The sequence below is a fragment of the Haladaptatus sp. CMSO5 genome (assembly GCF_036689885.1).
Taxonomy (GTDB): domain Archaea; phylum Halobacteriota; class Halobacteria; order Halobacteriales; family Halococcaceae; genus QDMS2.
Map to the genome: position 1 here is coordinate 1,079,957 of NZ_JBAHVW010000001.1, position 16,624 is coordinate 1,096,580.

The following is a 16,624-nucleotide window of genomic DNA, read 5'->3' on the forward strand; positions in this document are numbered from 1 at the left end:
TTTTCACCCGCGAAGCGCGTCCACGGGATTCAGATTCGCCGCGCGCCACGCCGGATAGAGTCCAGAGAGCAGGCTTGCGCCGAGTGCGAAGCCGTAGGCCTGGGCGATGAACACGAAGTTCGTCACGGTGAACACTCCCCACGGGTCGCCAAGGATGAACTGGCTCACTGCCATGCCCGCGACAACCGACAGCAGGATGCCAACGACGCCGCCGAGAATCCCGAGCAGCAGTGCCTCGACGAGGATGATGCCGAGAATCTCGACTTTCTGGACGCCAACGGCGCGCAACACGCCGATTTCGGTGCGTCGTTCGATGGTGCTCATGAGCATCACGTTCAGGATGCTCACACCCGCGACGACGAGCGAGATTGCGCCAATCGCAATCAGGAACGAGCCGATGGCGTCGAACGCTTGGGTGATCTGCTCTGAGATGTCTGCGAGCTCGAACACCTCATAGCGGGTGTCGCGGTCGTTCAACTTGCGGATGGCGTCTGCGGTGGCGTTGGCTTCGAGGCCCGTCCCCGCATCGACCACGATTTGGTCGTACTCGCGGGCGGGGAACTCATCGATTGGCAGGACAACAGCATTGCTCGCGGAGGTCGGTGAGAACGCCTGACTCGCCGCGAGAATCGCGGTCACGCGGTAACTTTTCCCATCGACCATGATGCTGTTGCCGACGCGCACGCCGAGATTCTCCGCGAGGTTCGTCCCGATGAGCGCGCCGCTTCGCAGCGTTGGCGGGAGCGTGCCGGATTCTGCTTCATAGAGGTCGCCCGGTCGGGAGACGCCAAACAGTTGCACCACCTGTCGTTCGTTGCTGAACTCAACCACCCCCTGTCCTTGGGCAACCGGCGTGACGCTCGCGCCGGGGGCGGCCCGTTCTATGTTCTGGACGTCGCGGTCGTTTAAGAAACTCACACCCTCGTCGAACGCGGGTGAGACGATGATCTCACTCCCGATGTCGCCAAGCGACTCGGTGACGCTCACTTGGAGCGTGTTGCCGAAGATACCGAGTGAGGCAATGGCGAGGACGCCGATGACGATGCCGAGCATGGCGAGCGCAGAGCGAACCTTGTTGCGCGTCAGGTTGCGCCGCGCCATCATCACCGACGGGAATCGTCGGTAGAGTGGCTCAAGCATCGTGGTCCTCCCGCGCAAGCGCATCGTCGCCGTCGATGACGCCGTCTACGATGTTGACCCGGCGGTCTGCGTAGGCGGCCACGTTCGGGTCGTGGGTAACCGCGATGATGCCAACGCCAGAATCGCAAATCTCCCGGAGGCGGTCTAAAATCTCCTTGCCGGTTTTCTGGTCTAAGTTCCCCGTTGGCTCGTCTGCGAGCAGGACTTGGGGTTCGTTTACGAGCGACCGCGCGATGGCGACGCGCTGTTGTTGACCACCAGAAAGTTCCTTCGGGAGGTGGTCTAAGCGGTCGCCGAGGCCGAAGTCCGTGAGCAACTCGATGGCTTTCTCACGCCCCTTCTTGTTTCCGGCACCGCCGAACAGCGTCGGGAGTTCGACGTTCTCGGTCGCGGTGAGCGACGGGATGAGGTAGAAGTCTTGGAAGATGAAGCCAATCGCTCCCTGTCGGGCTTTGGTGCGCTCGCGGTCTGAAAGCGTGGTCACGTCCTCACCGCGCAGAAGGACGGTGCCTTCGCTTGGCTCGTCGAGCAGGCCAATCATGTTGAGCATGGTCGATTTGCCGGAGCCACTCGGCCCCATCACCGCGACGAACTCGCCGGCTTCGATGGTGAAATCCACGCCCTTGAGGACGGTGAGCGTCTCGCCGCCGAGTTCGTAGCGCTTGACCACGTCGCGCAGTTCAACGAGTGCCATTGCGTGAGTTGCGCCAAGCGTAGCCGATGACGCCGACCACGAGCAAGACGATGAACAGTCCCCCGATGATGAGTGGGAGGCTGAAGCCACCATCGTCTTGTGGGGCAGTCGCTGGCTGTGAGTCTTCGATGCGAACCTGCACCGTCTCCGAGCGCTCTTCGCCGCCTGCGAGGTAGGTGACGCTCACGGGGACGGCGGTCGCGTTGTCGCTGACCACGGCGTAGAGATCGAACACGACGAAATCACTCTGTGGCACCGTGCCAACGAAGTACTCTTTGAACGGCTGGGCAGGCGTCACGCCGTCTGCGGGGACGACCCGGACGACGACGCTCTCTGCGGTGCCTTGGCCGACGTTACTCGCACTTCCGGTGATGTGGAGTTTGCCGTCTTCGAACTCGGTGTTGATGCCGGTGAGCGAGACGACACCCACGCGCGGGGTGTAGCGGAGCGAGGTTTGGCTCGACCCTTCGACGGTTCCCATGTCGTAGCTGGCCGTGATGACGAGGTCGGCCGGGTCGGTCACCCCGGAAAGGTTGAGGCGGGCAACACTGGTGCTGTCTGCGTCAATCTCCGAGATGAGGGTGCGTGCGACCGGCACGCCGTCAACCGTGGCCGTGACGACGACGCTTTCGATGGCGGCGTTCCCCAAGTTGAGCACTTCGACGGAGACCGGCGGTGTGGCGGTGGTGTCCGTCTCTGGCAGGCTTACGACGCTCGCTTCGACCACGACGTTCTCATTGAGCGGTTCGATTGTTACGTCGCGTGTCGTCGTGACAGAGCGCCGTGCGCTCGCGGTCGCGTAGTCGAGTCGCGCGTCGATGGCCGTCCTGCCGGGATCTTGGCTCTCGACGGTGAAGTTGAACGTTGTGAGCGTGCCGGGTTCGAGCCGCGGCAGCACTCGCGCGTTGTCTTCGACGGTAATCTCCCGACCCGACAGCGTGAGGTCGAGGTCCCGTAGCGTGGCTTCCCCGCCGTTCGAAACGCGAACCGTCACGACGCTCTCGGTGTTCGAGACGAGCGTCTCAGAGAGAATTTGGACGCGCGGCACCGTTCCGGCGGCTTCCTGTGAGCGTACGTCGATGGTGACGGGGTAGCGAACCGTTTCGCTCGACCCGTTCACACTCCGCCCGCGCACTTCGAGTTCGAGGCGTTTGACGCCCGCCTCATCGAACGTCGTCGTGAGCGGGACGCTCAGGCTTTCACCCGGCGAAATCGTGCCGATGTTGTCCACTTGGTCGTACTCCGTATTTCCGGTGCGAGCGACCAGTTCGACCGACCGAACCTCGAACGCTTGCTGGCTTCCGGCCGAGTTGCGGATGGTCGCCGTCACCGTCACGAGGTCGCCAACTGCGGGCGATTCCGGTGTGGTGGTCGCGCCCGTGACCGAGATGAACGCATCTTCTTGGGCGACGACGGCCATCGGCGTGAGCAGCGAGCAGACGATGAGCGCCGCGACGAGGGGCGCTTTCATAGCGTGAACACCTGGCCGAACACCGCGAGTGCGATGTTGATGCCGACGGGAATCGCAACGGTGTACAGGCCCTGTCTGAAGGTGAGGTTTCGCGCGTGTTTCACGGCAAACGCCCAGAGGAACGCACTCCAGAGCGTGAACACGATGCCCACGAGCGACGCGAGTCGGAGCGTCGAACTCTGGGTGACGGCGAGTGAATACGCTTGGATTGCCTCCGGTGACGTTGGCGCGGGAATGCCTTGGAGTGCGAGGTACATCGCCCCGATGCCGAGTATTCCACCGAAAATGGAGGGGAAAAAGCCCCACCCGGTCAATGCGAGCGTTTTCGTGAATTTGCCCTCGCCATCGAAGACGATGGAGATGACGTGAAACAGGATGGCGAATACGAGCCAGATGACGAACTGTGCGACGAGTGCGCCACCTATTCCAAATGCGAATACGAGAAGCGATACTGCTCCGCCACCTTCGGCCGGGAGTACGGAAACGATGCGAGAGAGTAAGAGGTACGACGCGATAGCACCCAGACCCCCCGCGATGAACACGATTCCAGCGGCTCCCCAAAGCCGTGGTGACTCGGCCTCTTCCCGGAAGAACGCGTCCGGGTTGGTGATAAGGTCGAGAATCATCACTTCACGTTAGTTTCGAGGGGAGTTAACTGTATCAGGGGTACGGTATATCACACAACTCGTCATGTGTTTATTTGAGTTTCTCACCTGCGAGCTACGTCGTTGTCGGTGGCGTTTCTTGAAACTCGACCAGCGCCTCCCGGAAATCATCGGGAACGGCAATCGCCTCGCCGGTCGCTGCATCCACCGCGACGTAGGTGACGTGGCCTGCGGCGAGGAGCGTCTCGTCGGCCTTTCTGCGCACCCGGTAGGCGAATGTCAGGCTTTTCGTCCCAATCGTCTCTGCGCGCATCGCGTTTACGAGCACGTCGTCGAACTCCGCAGACGCGTGATAATCCATATCCACGTGGACGACGTGCACGTCCCATCCCTTCTCCGCGAGGGTGTCGTAGCCGTAGTCGATTTCGCGCAGGAAGGCGTTGAATGTCTCGTCTTGAAAGGTGATGTAGTTGCCGTAGAACACGATTCCCTGCATATCCGTCTCCGCAAAGCGCACTCGGTTTTCGAACACGTCGTAGTACTCAGCCATGGCTCACGTGGGGTGGCGCGCACAAAGAAGGTATGTCGGGGTTAGTCGTCCGCGAGGACGTGGTTCGAGTCGGCCGCAAGCAGACGGTCTAACGCATCGACCATCGCGTTCACGCTCGCGCGCGTGATGTCTGCCTCGCTTGAGGCGACCGTGACGTGGCGGCCATCGCGCGACATTTCGACTTCGACGGTCACGACGGCGTCGGTGCCGCCCGTGATTGCATCGACGTGATAGCTGTCGAGCTGGGCGTCTGCGGCCGGGCCGAGCGCCGAGCGCACCGCAGAGACGGCGGCATCGACCGGGCCACTGCCCGTGCCGGAGGCCACACGTTCTTCACCATCGACGAGCAGGCGGACGCTCGCGGTGGGCGTGCCGCCGCCCGAGGCAGCTGTCAGCCCGAGCAACTCGACGCGGCGGTCGCGTTCGCGCTGTTGGACTTCTTCTGCAATCGTGAGTAGGTCCGCGTCGGTGACGCGCTTGCCGCGGTCACCGAGCTCTTTCACGCGGGAGACGACCGTTCCCAGTTCTTCTGGGGAGACCGAAACGTCGTGTTCGTCGAGCGCGGCTTTGACGCCCGCGCGCCCGGCGTGCTTGCCGAGGACGAGCCGACGCTCCCTGCCAACCTTTTCCGGCGGGTAGGGTTCGTACATCGCGTCGTCTTTGAGCGTGCCGTCGGTGTGGATGCCGCTCTCGTGGCTGAAGGCGTTCTCGCCGACGACGGCCTTGTTCGGCGCGAGCGGGATGCCCGTCGCCGTCGCCACGGTCTGGGCGAGTTTGAACAGCCGCGTCGTATCGACGGTCTCGATGCCGTAGCCGTGGTCGAGGGCGATGGCGACCTCTTCGAGTGCGACGTTGCCCGCGCGCTCACCGATGCCGTTTACGGTGGCGTGGATGACGTCTGCACCGGCGCGCACGCTTGCGAGGGCGTTCGAGACGGCGAGGCCCAAGTCGTCGTGGGTGTGGGTGCTCGTTGGCCCGAGTGCAGCCAGCCGCGAGACGGCCTCGTAGGTGTGTTCGGGCGTCGCGTGCCCGACCGTATCGCAGTAACAGACGCGGTCTGCGCCCGCATCAAGGGCCGCACCAAGCAGCCGTTCGAGGTAGTCTAAGTCGGCGCGCGAGCCGTCTTCGCCGAGGACTTCGACCCAGAGGCCGTGGTCGCGGGCGTACTCGACGAGCGAGGTGGTCTTTTCGACCACGCCGTCGCGGGTCGTCCCGACTTTTGTTTCGATGTGACGGTCGCTCGACGGCACGACGAGGTGGACGCCATCGACGCCACAGTCGAGCGCGAGGTCGATGTCGCCTTGGACGCCGCGGGCGAAACTCGTCACCTTCGCGTCGAGGCCGAGCGAGGCGACTCGCGAGATGGTCTCGCGCTCGCCCGCGCCGGTGCAGGCGCTGCCTGCTTCGATGACCGAGACCCGCGCCCGGTCGAGTTCACGGGCAATCTGGGCCTTCTGGTCTGGGGTGAGCGAGACACCTGGCGCTTGCTCACCGTCGCGGAGCGTTGTATCTACGAACTGTACAGAAACGGGGTCAGAGGTGGGGTGTGATTCGGGAAGGGACCCGAATAAAACAGTCACTGGTCATGATAGCCATTCTCAGGGAACGCCTCTATGAACTTAAAGTGGGCCTATGTGGCAGATGTTGCTGCTCACTCGACAAGGGCGATGCGGTCACCGACTTCGACGCCTGCTGCGTTCCCCGCGGGAAGTTCAACGAGCAGGTCAGCAGCGGCCGCGCCGTAGCCACGCCACGGGCGGAGCGTTTTCACCTTCACCACCTCACCGTCTCGCGCCCATATCACGTCGATGGGAAAGAACACACAGAGCATGTGGATGTCGCGGCGTTTTGCCTTCCCGAAGCGAAAGACGAGCGCGTAGTCGTCGGGAATCGAGCGCCTGAACATGAGGCCAAGGCCTTGCTGGAGGATGGTGTCGGCCGTGTCTACCTGCGTGGCGAGGGGGTGTTGCCCACCGTTGCTGTCGTGAACGAGACGCACACCCACACCTCTCCCGGCGAGTGGAAAAGTGGTTCGGGAGGTACCTTGAAATTCGAGGACGAACGAGAGTGGGTATGGAAAAGACGCCGCAGGGTACGTCGGTCGGGGTGGACGACCCCTACGCCCACGTTTCGCGGTGTGACCACCTCACCGACGACGGCCGGTGTCGCTACGCCTTCCACTACGCCGGCAACGACCCCGAGTTCGCCGCAGCGCGCCGCGCAGACGAGTTTCACTGTCCGGCGGCGAATCCCGACCACGAGTGGACGTGGCGCGACTGCCCGCACTTTCGCTCGACCGAACACAACCGCGAGTGCGCCCGCTGTGGCTTGCCAGAGCGCCTGAACACCCACTCCGGCGAGCGACCGCTACTCGAAGAACACCACCTCTCGTACGCAAACCGCGAGGCCGGAACCCACGAAATCACGGTGTTTCTCTGTCGGTGGTGTCACGCGAAAATCCACACCTCGTTTGCTCGTATCGACGACGACGCCAGCCCCGACCCGGAGGCGCTTGCCGAGGCCGAAACGCGCCGTGGTCAAGAGATGGACGAACTCGGCTTTGAAACCGCAAGCAAACGGCGAGACAAGGAGTGATTAGCTGATGTTCGACGGGTTGTTCGACCAGTAGGCTCCGATGCTGCCAATCGGGTCTTCGTCCTCCCAGCCCACGGTCACGTCGGCCGCGTCGAACGACTGCTCGACTTCGTACGTAATGGTCTCCGTCCTCGTCTCGTTCCCGGCGAGTTCTCCATAAAACACGGGTGGTTGGTTGCCGTAATCGACGTAACGGTACGACCCGTTCGAGTAGAGCCACAGGAAGCCCATGTCCGGAATCGGTGCGGCCTCGTCCGTCTGATTCTCGCACGTAATCTCGACGTGGGTGACCGGATTCGAGGGGTCTGGGACGTGCTCGAAGGCGTTGACGGAAAAGCGAACGTCGTGTCCGGTGACGAACGCCTCGCCAAACGCCATCACTGGCCGCGTCGTCCGCACGTCCCTCGACTGGTTGAACGCTGAGAGCGAAATCGAGAACGGCGCTTCCCACCAGAGTTTGAGCGGGTCGCTTTCGAAGGTTCTGCTCTCGCCGGCGTCGAGCGTCGCCGTCCACGTCACCGGCGACGACGGATAGACGTACCACTCGGCGACGGAAGTGGCAATCTCGGTTTCGACCGTGCCCGTCTCGCCGCCCGTGTTCTCGACGGTGAATGAATAGATGAACGCGGCTCCAAGTTCCACCTCTTCAGGTGCTTCGAAGGCGGTAAGTTCGAATCGTGCGCCTTCGAGAGCTTCCTCGGCCGCACACGCGCACAACTCGCCGTTGTTGTAGGCGTCTAAGGTGTCGTAGAGACACTCGCCGTTCGCGTGTTTCGTGACCCATTCGCCCGTACACTCGTCGGGGAGGGTGATGTCCGTGTACCAACTGTCCATCGGCTCGTACGCAGGCGTTCCGAACTTCGCGAAGCCTGCGGCGTAGAGCCAGCGCACGGCCACGCCGGGCACGCCGTAGTGACAGATGCCGCCACCGATACAGTCGTCTGCGGTGCCGCGATACCGGATGCACGCATCTTCCGCTCCGGCGTACTGGTTGAGTTTGGCCGCGACGAGCGCCTTTGCGAGGATGCGGTTTTTGTCGCCGTCGGTTGCTCGGTTGAGCAAGTACGAAATCCAGAACTCCTTTGGTGCGCGTTTGTTGGAAATCTGGAGTTCGTCAACCGGCCACGCGTCCGGGTGACTCCCCCAGTAGCCCGGTGACCGTGCACAGACCGCGTTCTGTTCTTCTTGTGCCCCGACCGTGCCGGGAATGCCGAGCGATGCCGCCCCCGCGATGAGCGCCCCACGCTTCAACAGCGTGCGGCGTGACGTCGGTGTATCTGTCATGACTGTCTACCCAGCCAGACCATCATCGCTTACTGACTTTGTTACCAATTCGCTACTTCATGTTGTGTGTACCTACTGGATAGAATAATATGCGTGTTATCTGGAAATATCATCTTGTGTGTTCCGAAAATAAGGAGGTGCAGTCTGGTGAATGGCGCTCCTAAACGGTGTCACACTCGGCTCGCAACAGTGAGTTCAGGCTTCTTCGAGACAGTAGAGCGTCGTCTCGTTCTCATCCGTGCCATTTCGAGCCGCAAAGAGCGCGCTATCTGCGACGGCAAGGCCAGAAAAGTATCCCTTGTCAAGGGAGAATTTCCAGCGTTCTGCGTTGAGTCTCACACTCCGAATCCCAATCCCGCCTGTGAGTTTGAACGCGTGAACTGCATTGGTGCTCGCGGCGTACACCCGGTCGCCAGCGGCAATTGGACCTGTGGAGTCGAAGCGAGATTTGATTCGCCAAGAATGGTCGTCCTCGTAGCTTCGCCATGTCGAGAGCCCGTCTATCCCCGTGGTGTAGAATCGTGAGTTGACCAGCACGGGTGGCGTACTTGCCCAGTCGGCATCCACCATCTTACGTTGGTTTGAGCCCAGCTCTCTGTGGTGAAAGAGCTTTGCGGAATCACCGACAGTTGTCACGAACACACCATCTGAACTCGGGGTGATGGACAGAATCTTTGACCCTGCCGTCTGTCGGTTCATCTCTCGTGGCACGTCGCCAGCCGCGTCATACGTGTACACCTCCCCACTGTTGGTTCCGACATACAGCATACGGAAATAGTAACTAAGGGCAGTGACTGGTCCGAAGAGGTCTGTTTGCCATGTCGTGTCTCCCGTTTTTGGGTCGAGGCGAAACACTGCCCCGTCCCGCCCTCCGAGATAGAGCGCAGGCGTTCTAACGTCCTCGCCAGCGACGAGATGAAGCACCGAACTAATCTCTCCAAAATCATCTCGTGACCAGATGGTGTCTCCCGATGTTGCGTCAAATGCGTACAGTTGATTTTCGACCGAGTTTGTAAGATACACAATCCCGTCGAAATACATCGGATTCTCTATCCATGGATTTTCAGGCGGTTCGTACCGCCAGCGCTCTTCGCCAGTTTGTGAATCGAGCGCGTAAAGGCCAGTGACGGTTGGAAAGAAAACGGTTCCATTCGCAACTAGCGGCTCATCAGTTCCTCTCCATCCCATGTCTGCTGTCCATCGTACTTGCACGCTTTCGCGTGGTGCGACCGCATCCGGACTATAGGCCGAATTGCTGGTATCATAGCGAGGGAGTGGCCACTCTGCGTTCGGATTTCCCCCCGGCGTGAACGTCTCTGCGCTGTCATTGTTGGCCGCATACCCAAGCCCCACACCACCAACCCCCGCAAGACCCGCGAGAACGTGTCGTCGAGAAACCATTACGTAACGAACAAATGTTTTCACAATAAGCCTTCGGGAAATAAGATGGCGAACACGACGCCTGAACGCGCGTCAAGCCGGTGTGTTTCGAGGTAGACTGCAGAAGAAATCCGGACCAAACCACGCCCGCTTTCGCCCCGTTTCAGGAGGTTTATACGACGATACTCGTTACTCACCGCTAATGACCCGCATCGTCGTGATTAACAATCACGGGCAGTTCACCCACTTAGAGCACCGGGCGCTTCGTGACCTCGGCATCGACACCGACCTCATCGACAACGACACGCCACCCGAGGAGATTGACGCAGACGGCATCGTTCTCTCGGGCGGCCCGAGCATGGACGACATCGGCCGCTGTGAGGAGTATCTTGAACTGGACATCCCCGTCCTCGGCATCTGTCTCGGGATGCAGATTCTCGCTGAGAAACTCGGCGGGCGCGTCGGCGGTGGCGAGTACGGCGGCTACGCCGACGTGACGGTCGAAGTGCTCGACGAGGACGACCCACTCATCGGGTCGCTCGCCCCCGAGACGCGCGTCTGGGCGAGCCACGCAGACGAGGTCAAGGAACTCCCCGACGGCTTCACCCACACCGGCACGAGCGACGTGTGCGGTATCGAAGCCATGAGCGATACAGACCGCGACCTCTACGGCGTCCAGTGGCATCCGGAAGTCGCCCACACCGACGAGGGTGAAGAAGTGTTCGAGAACTTCCGCGCCATCTGCGAGTAACGGGATTTTTGTCCTCTGGCTAGAATTATTGGGTAATGACCGCCACGCAGGGTGACCTTGCGGCACTTTCTCGCTACATCTTCCGCGCACCGCGGTGGTATTCGAGCCTCGGGTTCGCCCTCCTCATCGCGGCCGTCGCGGGCGTCGCTGCCTTCGATTTTCGGTTCGTCCTCGAAGATGCTTGGCAGGGCATCTTTTTCATTGGCTTGCCAACCCTCATCGCGAGCGCGCTGACCCCGTGGATAGACGGGAAACTCGGTGGCCAACTCACGCGCAATCGCGCCTCATTGCTCGCGCTCGCGGGCGAACTCGTCGTGGTCGCCTTTCTCGTCCTCGCGGGCATCATCGCAGTGCTCACGCCGCTTGGCCAGGGGTTCGTCTTCGATACGCTGCTCGCCGCGCTGGCGAGCGTGTTCGCGCTTCGCCTGCTCGTCGTGATGGCCGTCTCCAGAAAGTCGCTGCTCATCGCGTCGATTCCGGCGAGCATCCACACCGTCGCGTCTGCGGTGCTCTTGTTCATCTACTCGGGGACGATGCGCTACTTCGAGATTGGCGGCCCGCTCGCTCGGTCGTTTCTCTCACGCCCTGAACGCGCCCCGCCGGAACTGCTCGTTGTCGTCCCCCAAGACTTCCTCGTTCTCGGCGTGATCTGCGTGCTCTATGCCGGGGCCGTCTGGGCGTTTCTCACCGTCATCGACCGCCCGTGGCGACGGAGCATGGACGTCTCTGTCCTCGATTTTATCCGCGGGTTCATTGGCCACATCGCTGAGGGGTCGCGCGAACTCGAAACGTTCTTCGAGGACATCGGTGAGGAGGCAATCGTTCCCGTCACCGTCCTCTCATTTCGGACGCCCGGTGGCAGGGAGAAAGCCCGCTTTACGCTCCCGATGATACACCCCGGCCCGATGGGAGAAATCGGCGGTGGCAACCTGCCAGAGCGCGTCGCAGCGTGGTCTGAGGGCATGGCGTTCCCGCCTCACGCAACCGCTGGCCACGACTTCAACCTCGTCACCGAGCGCGAGGTCGATTCGATTCTGGATGCCGCAAGCGAGGCCGTTTCGGCCATCTCCTACGACGGCGTGGCGTCTCAAAGCGTCAGAAAGCGCGTCGGTGATGCGTCGCTCATCGGGCAAGCGTTCGGCAACAATGCGTTGCTCGTCTCGACATTCTCGCCGCAGTTTGCAGACGACGTGGAGTTCTCGATTGGGATGACCGCCGGGGCAGAAGCTCGCGTCCACGGCCTCAAAGACGTAATGCTCGTCGACGCTCACAACTCGAACAACGGTCTCTCTGGTCCCGACCTCGGCCACGTCGTCCCCGGGAGCAAACGCTCCTACGACATGATTCAGGCGGCCGGAGCGGTGGCAGAAGGACTCATCGACGCGCCACGCGGCCCGATACAACTCGGCGTCGCGTGGGACCGAACGCCGTGGAGCGCACCTGAAGGCATCGGCCCCCTCGGCGTTCGCGTGGCGGTGGTCGAAGTCGAAGGCCAACTCACCGCGTACGTCCTCGTAGACGGCAACAACATGGAACCCGGACTTCGTGACCGCATCGTCGAGGCGATTCCTGACGTCGACGCCGCTGAAATAATGACCACGGACACCCACGTCGTCAACACGGTCAAGTCCGCAAATCAGGTCGGCGGTGCGATTCCACACGACGAACTCGTCTCGCTCATCTGCTCGCTCACAGAAACCGCCCGCGCCGATTTAGAGCCCGTCGAAGCGGGGATGGCGTCCTCGCGCGCCTCCGTCATCGTCTTCGGCAACGACCGCACTGAGACGCTCGCCAGTCACGCAAACGCGCTCATCTCGATGGGTGGCGCGCTCGCAGCCGCGTTCATCATCGTCGTGTTCGGTGTGAGCGTGCTCATCTTCCTGCTCGCGTAGGCTCAGTCCTGGGTGAGTTCGACCTGTTCGGCCGAACTCGGTGCGGCCTCGTGGAAGCGAAGCGTTACAACCGTGCCGCGTGGCTCGGTTTCCGTGATGGTCAACTCACCGTTTGCGGCCGTGACAATCCAGTGGACCAGCCACAGGCCAATACCGCTCGAGTGCTTAAGTTGGGATTCCACTCCGCGTTCGAGCACTTCGCGCTCCATCGTGGGGATGCCGGGGCCGTTGTCCGCTACGTGTATCTCGACGTACTCTGTGTCTTCGGTCGTGACCGAAATCGTCACCGCTGGTATCTCTTGATTACTGTGCTCGATGGCGTTTGCGAGAAGTTCTTCGAGTCCAACTTCGACGAGGGGTAAGGCGTTCGCCCACGCCGCGTCAGGCGTGTCACACGCGATGGTTGCCGTTGGAAACGTGCGCTTGGTAGCTGAAACCGCCTGTTCGACCTGTTTGACGATATCGACCGAGCGAACCTCCGATTTGCGGTCTAATCGCGTGTCGATGCGACGCGACTTTTGGCTCAGTTCGAGGAGTTCTTGCCCCGCGAGGTGGGCTTTCTCCATCCATGTTCGGACGTGTTCATTGTCGGTCTCCTCTCGTACCATCGAAATCGCCCCTTGCACGACGGACATCTTGTTGCCAACGTCGTGGCGCAACACGCGATTGAGCACTTGGAGGCGCTGTTCGTACTGTCTGCGCTCGGTCACGTCGTGTGCGGTCAACAGAATCGCACCGATGGCTGGGTTTTCGAGTAAGTTCTCGCCTTTTGCCTCCATGACGCGCCACGACCCGTCTGCGTGCTGGACGCGGAGTTCAACCCAGTCGCTCGTCCCGCCTTCTTGGATGGTCATGAACGTCTCGAAGATGTGCTCGACATCGTCCGGGTGGATGTACTCAATGAACGGGTCGCCAAGGATGTCCGCAGATGCGTAGCCAAGCGTTCGTTCGACCGACGGCGTGACGTATTCGAACTCGCCTGCTTCGTTCACGAGCACGGTAATCGTCGATGCTTGTTCGACAATCGTTTGATAGCGTCGCTCGACTTTGCGCCGCGTGGTGATGTCGTGGAGGCTCAGGATGTAGCCCGCCTCGGTCTGTGTCTCGAACTGCGTGCACGTGACGTCGTAGTAGCGTGGCATCTCGTCGTTTGTTGTGACGAGTTCGCTACACGGCCCCTCATCAGAGAGACACGAAACCAACACGGGATACGCAGAGAGTGCCGTCTGCGCTCGCTCGCCAACGAAGTCTGTGTCGGTATCGAAAAGGTGCGTTACCGTTGGATTGTAATCGACGATGCGGTAGTTCTCATCGAGAATGATGACGCCGTCTTCCATCTCGTCGATGAGTTTGCGCTGGGCGACCGGAATCACGTCTAAAAACTGGTAGTGAAACAGCGTGTAGGCGACAAGCGGGGTGGTCAGCCCGAAGGTAATCGGCGTCAAGTCTAGGTGGGGCAACGGGAGGGCTTCTGTGACGCTTGCCCAGCTTGCGAGCAGCGGAATCACTCCCGCACAGATCAGCAAGAGGCTCTGGCGTCTTCGAAATCCCTCCGTGCTGTACGCGTCGTGGGCGAGCAACCCGATGACGAATACGTCGAGGACGTACGTGTACAAGAGAAAGCCCAAGAACACGGGGCCGGGACTGATTTCGAGAAACATGCCCTGTGGATGGGTGTGAATGGCTTCTGGCGTGAACACCAGTTGTCGAAACGTGTGGCTCCAGACCAGTATCACAGCCGCAGCCGGAAGCACACTGATGCCAAGCAGCGAAGGGGGCGTGAGCAGGCGGTGTCGGCCCGTGTACGCAAAGATAAAAACAGGCCACGCAACCGACATGAGCGCCACGCCAATCCACACAAACCGAGTCCAGTACACCTTGCCTGCGAGCGTCGTTATCGAAAGTTGAAACCAATACGCAGTACACCAGATTGTGACGCCCATCGTGACGGCGAGAAACGCGGTCATCCGCTGTTGTTTGAACGTCTTTCTGTAGCTCAGCACGTACGCTGTTAACAGCAGCGCAACCGTGCTCGCAAGGAGGAGGGGAAATGTATAGGGCGTCGCTTGCCACGCCATGGCACTATTCTATTATCAGCTAATATACAAGCTTCGGTGACTTTCACACTGGAATACGTAATCGGTGAGTCCGCGGACTTCGTTGCAGAACATTATTGTCTGTCTGTTTCCATGTAGGTGTAATGGGCCTGTCAAACTCTCCCGTCGTGTTGATTGTCGAAGACGAGCCCGACATCGCGGAAATGTACGATATCTGGCTCGGATCTGACTACGACACCCGACTTGCCGCAAACGGTGAGCAGGCCCTCTCCCGCCTCGACGAGACGGTCGATGTCGTGCTACTCGACCGACGGATGCCGGGGATGTCGGGCGACGAAGTGCTCGCAGAGATTCGCGCCCGCGAGGTGGACTGTCGCGTGGCGATGGTCAGTGCCGTCGACCCCGACGTTGACATCGTCGAAATGGGACTCGATGAATACGTCGTGAAACCACCGACCAAAGAAGGGCTCCGAGATACCATTGCATCGCTCCTCGAACGCTCATCGCTCGATGCACCTGTCCAAGAATACTACTCTCTCGCCGCGCGTCGAAACGCCCTCGAAGCCACCAACTCGCCCGACGAACTCGCCACGCTTGAAGAGTATCAGGCCCTGCTTTCGCAACTCGAACGCGCCCGCGAGCGCGTCGCGCACAAACTCTAACGGCCCGATTCCGGCGCTGTCGCTCGTCTTTGTTGTTCCTGAAAGAAGTGACGACGTTAGGCCGACTGCGCCTCGTCGAACAGCTCGTCAACGGCGTCTTGTGCGGCGCGTGCCGCTTCGTCGGCCACGGCTTCCGCGTCGCCGGGGGCGTTTAGGTACACGTCGACTTCGAGGACGCCCTCCTCGAAGTGGACGGTGATGTCGAGGTCGGTGACCTCAGAGCGCTTATACCGTGCGAAGATGAGTCCTTCAGCCGCCTCGGCAGCCGTCTGAACGACGTCTTCGTCGGTTGGCATTTACTGTGCTGCGCCGCCAGCGCCGCCCATTGCGCCGCCGCCAAGCATCTGCTGGAGTTCCTGCTGGAGTTCCTCGAACTGACCTTCGACGCGCTCTTCTTGCTTCGTGAGCGTCTCGACGCGGATTTCGAGCGTGTCGACCTTGTCGGAGAGGTTCTCTTTTGCGTCCTCGTAGGTGGTCTGGACGAACAGCTCGCCGACCTCGCGGTACATCGTCGCGTCCTCGTCGATGTTTTCGAGTTCGTCGAGTGCCGTTTTGGCCTCCTGAAGGGAGGACTCTGCGGTCTGTTTCTGGGTTGCGACCTGCTGGGCTGTCTGCTGGAGACCCTGCAGTTCTTCGAGCTTTTCTTGTGCTTCCGGTGGGAGACTACCTTGCATATCACCACCGTGGCGATGCTAACTGAAAAACCCTGTCTCTTACTCGTGCGCGGTAAATCCAACGTCCGCGAGCGATTCCGCCGTTTTGACCAGGGTGAGCCACGTATTACACCCCGCACGGAGAGCAACGAGGTCATCTGCTGATACTTCGATGGTGACCGTGGCCCCCTCACGGGCGAGTGTGGCGCTCGTGCGGTCGCCTGCAATCTCATCCAGTTCCTGGCGGACGCTCCGTGCCACTATCCGGGCGTAGGCGGCGTCGTCGTACTCGAACGTTAGAATCGCGGTATGCAAGAGGAGTCCTCGGCAGGTACAGTTCGGTCACCACACGTCGCATCGGGGCGAACCCGACGGAAACGAGGGCACCGCTCAGTTGACGTCGACTTCTTTGACCACGCGACTGCGCTCTTTGAGGAGCACGCGGTGGCCACAGTACGGACAGCGAACGCCGCCATACTCGTCGAGTTCAACGTCTCGCTTGCAGCGCGAACACTTGTAGCTCATAGGTGAGAGAGTTATTCGTCGTCGCTCGAAAGCGCGGCGCGGATGGAGCGTTTGACCGCCGTTCCACCAGGCGTGGCTGGGCGGTACGTGCCGCCTGCGAACTTGTAGTCACAGCGGGCGCACTGCCAGATACCAGTACCCTTGCGGGAGACCTTGTGGTCGCCACACTCTGGGCAGGCGTGCTTTTTGTTCGTATCCGCTTCAATCTCGGCTACACGGCGTCGCGCAACGCGACCGTAGCGTGCGCCGAACCGACCGGCTGAACCGGTTCGTCGTCCCTTCTTTTGCTCGGCCATAATACGTGTCCATAACCAAAGGGGACAGATAAAGCCTTTGAGTTGCGGAGGCGCTCTGTGTGGGTTTGT

Annotated in this window: 19 protein-coding genes; 4 read left to right on the forward strand and 15 right to left on the reverse strand. The window is 61.0% G+C overall.

Annotated elements, in window-relative coordinates; genetic code table 11:
• Positions 1–3: 3 nt before the first annotated feature.
• From V5N12_RS05725 to V5N12_RS05755, 7 genes are all read right to left on the reverse strand, one after another.
• Positions 4–1,140: an ABC transporter permease gene (locus tag V5N12_RS05725; protein WP_332898191.1), complete on the reverse strand. Its 1,137-nt coding sequence runs from the start codon at positions 1,138–1,140 to the stop codon at positions 4–6.
• A complete protein-coding gene (locus tag V5N12_RS05730) occupies positions 1,133–1,834 on the reverse strand; it encodes an ABC transporter ATP-binding protein (protein ID WP_332898192.1) in 702 nt (233 codons plus the stop codon). The genes V5N12_RS05725 and V5N12_RS05730 overlap by 8 nt, the downstream gene beginning before the upstream one ends.
• Positions 1,821–3,305, reverse strand: a complete 1,485-nt coding sequence (locus tag V5N12_RS05735) for a hypothetical protein (RefSeq protein ID WP_332898193.1) — start codon at positions 3,303–3,305, stop codon at positions 1,821–1,823. The genes V5N12_RS05730 and V5N12_RS05735 overlap by 14 nt, the downstream gene beginning before the upstream one ends.
• On the reverse strand, positions 3,302–3,931 hold the full coding sequence (locus V5N12_RS05740) for a Yip1 family protein (RefSeq protein ID WP_332898194.1): 630 nt from the start codon (positions 3,929–3,931) through the stop codon (positions 3,302–3,304). The genes V5N12_RS05735 and V5N12_RS05740 overlap by 4 nt, the downstream gene beginning before the upstream one ends.
• 94 nt (positions 3,932–4,025) lie before the next feature.
• Complete coding sequence (locus tag V5N12_RS05745) at positions 4,026–4,460, reverse strand: acyl-CoA thioesterase (protein WP_332898195.1); 435 nt, start codon at positions 4,458–4,460, stop codon at positions 4,026–4,028.
• Positions 4,461–4,501: 41 nt separating this feature from the next.
• Positions 4,502–6,040, reverse strand: a complete 1,539-nt coding sequence (locus V5N12_RS05750; protein ID WP_332898196.1) for a (R)-citramalate synthase — start codon at positions 6,038–6,040, stop codon at positions 4,502–4,504.
• A gap of 71 nt (positions 6,041–6,111) precedes the next feature.
• Positions 6,112–6,459, reverse strand: coding sequence for a DUF192 domain-containing protein (locus V5N12_RS05755; RefSeq protein ID WP_332898197.1), 348 nt, complete (start codon positions 6,457–6,459; stop codon positions 6,112–6,114).
• A gap of 74 nt (positions 6,460–6,533) precedes the next feature.
• Between V5N12_RS05755 and V5N12_RS05760 the strand changes: the two genes are divergently transcribed.
• The gene (locus V5N12_RS05760) at positions 6,534–7,055 is read left to right on the forward strand and encodes a DUF7097 family protein (protein WP_332898198.1); all 522 of its coding nucleotides are present in this window, start codon (positions 6,534–6,536) and stop codon (positions 7,053–7,055) included.
• Here the strand turns inward: V5N12_RS05760 and V5N12_RS05765 are convergent, their stop codons facing one another.
• Positions 7,056–8,339 carry a hypothetical protein gene (locus V5N12_RS05765; protein ID WP_332898199.1) on the reverse strand — a complete coding sequence of 428 codons (1,284 nt, stop codon included), beginning with the start codon at positions 8,337–8,339 and terminating at the stop codon, positions 7,056–7,058. It abuts the gene before it with no gap.
• A gap of 195 nt (positions 8,340–8,534) precedes the next feature.
• Positions 8,535–9,740 carry an outer membrane protein assembly factor BamB family protein gene (locus tag V5N12_RS05770; RefSeq protein ID WP_332898200.1) on the reverse strand — a complete coding sequence of 402 codons (1,206 nt, stop codon included), beginning with the start codon at positions 9,738–9,740 and terminating at the stop codon, positions 8,535–8,537.
• A 181-nt stretch (positions 9,741–9,921) separates the two neighbouring features.
• Here V5N12_RS05770 and V5N12_RS05775 point away from each other — a divergent pair, with 181 nt between their 5' ends.
• Both V5N12_RS05775 and V5N12_RS05780 read left to right on the forward strand, forming a co-directional pair.
• Entirely contained in the window at positions 9,922–10,470 is a 549-nt protein-coding gene (locus V5N12_RS05775) for a GMP synthase subunit A (protein WP_332898201.1), read from the forward strand.
• Positions 10,471–10,505: 35 nt separating this feature from the next.
• Entirely contained in the window at positions 10,506–12,362 is a 1,857-nt protein-coding gene (locus tag V5N12_RS05780) for a DUF2070 family protein (RefSeq protein WP_332898202.1), read from the forward strand.
• 2 nt (positions 12,363–12,364) lie between these two features.
• On the opposite strand, the gene V5N12_RS05785 is transcribed toward V5N12_RS05780, so the two are convergent.
• Positions 12,365–14,440 (reverse strand): histidine kinase N-terminal 7TM domain-containing protein, encoded by a 2,076-nt coding sequence (locus tag V5N12_RS05785; RefSeq protein ID WP_332898203.1) that lies wholly within the window; start codon positions 14,438–14,440, stop codon positions 12,365–12,367.
• A gap of 122 nt (positions 14,441–14,562) precedes the next feature.
• Here V5N12_RS05785 and V5N12_RS05790 point away from each other — a divergent pair, with 122 nt between their 5' ends.
• Complete coding sequence (locus V5N12_RS05790; protein ID WP_332898204.1) at positions 14,563–15,081, forward strand: response regulator transcription factor; 519 nt, start codon at positions 14,563–14,565, stop codon at positions 15,079–15,081.
• A gap of 56 nt (positions 15,082–15,137) precedes the next feature.
• Here the strand turns inward: V5N12_RS05790 and V5N12_RS05795 are convergent, their stop codons facing one another.
• The 5 genes from V5N12_RS05795 to V5N12_RS05815 form a co-directional block, all read right to left on the reverse strand.
• On the reverse strand, positions 15,138–15,377 hold the full coding sequence (locus V5N12_RS05795; protein ID WP_332898205.1) for a DUF3194 domain-containing protein: 240 nt from the start codon (positions 15,375–15,377) through the stop codon (positions 15,138–15,140).
• Positions 15,378–15,755, reverse strand: coding sequence for a prefoldin subunit beta (locus V5N12_RS05800; RefSeq protein ID WP_332898206.1), 378 nt, complete (start codon positions 15,753–15,755; stop codon positions 15,378–15,380).
• Positions 15,756–15,794: 39 nt separating this feature from the next.
• Entirely contained in the window at positions 15,795–16,049 is a 255-nt protein-coding gene (locus V5N12_RS05805; protein WP_332898207.1) for a KEOPS complex subunit Pcc1, read from the reverse strand.
• 75 nt (positions 16,050–16,124) lie between these two features.
• Positions 16,125–16,259 (reverse strand): DNA-directed RNA polymerase subunit P, encoded by a 135-nt coding sequence (locus V5N12_RS05810; protein WP_332898208.1) that lies wholly within the window; start codon positions 16,257–16,259, stop codon positions 16,125–16,127.
• Between the two features lie 11 nt (positions 16,260–16,270).
• Positions 16,271–16,555, reverse strand: coding sequence for a 50S ribosomal protein L37ae (locus V5N12_RS05815; RefSeq protein ID WP_332898209.1), 285 nt, complete (start codon positions 16,553–16,555; stop codon positions 16,271–16,273).
• Positions 16,556–16,624 lie beyond the last annotated feature (69 nt).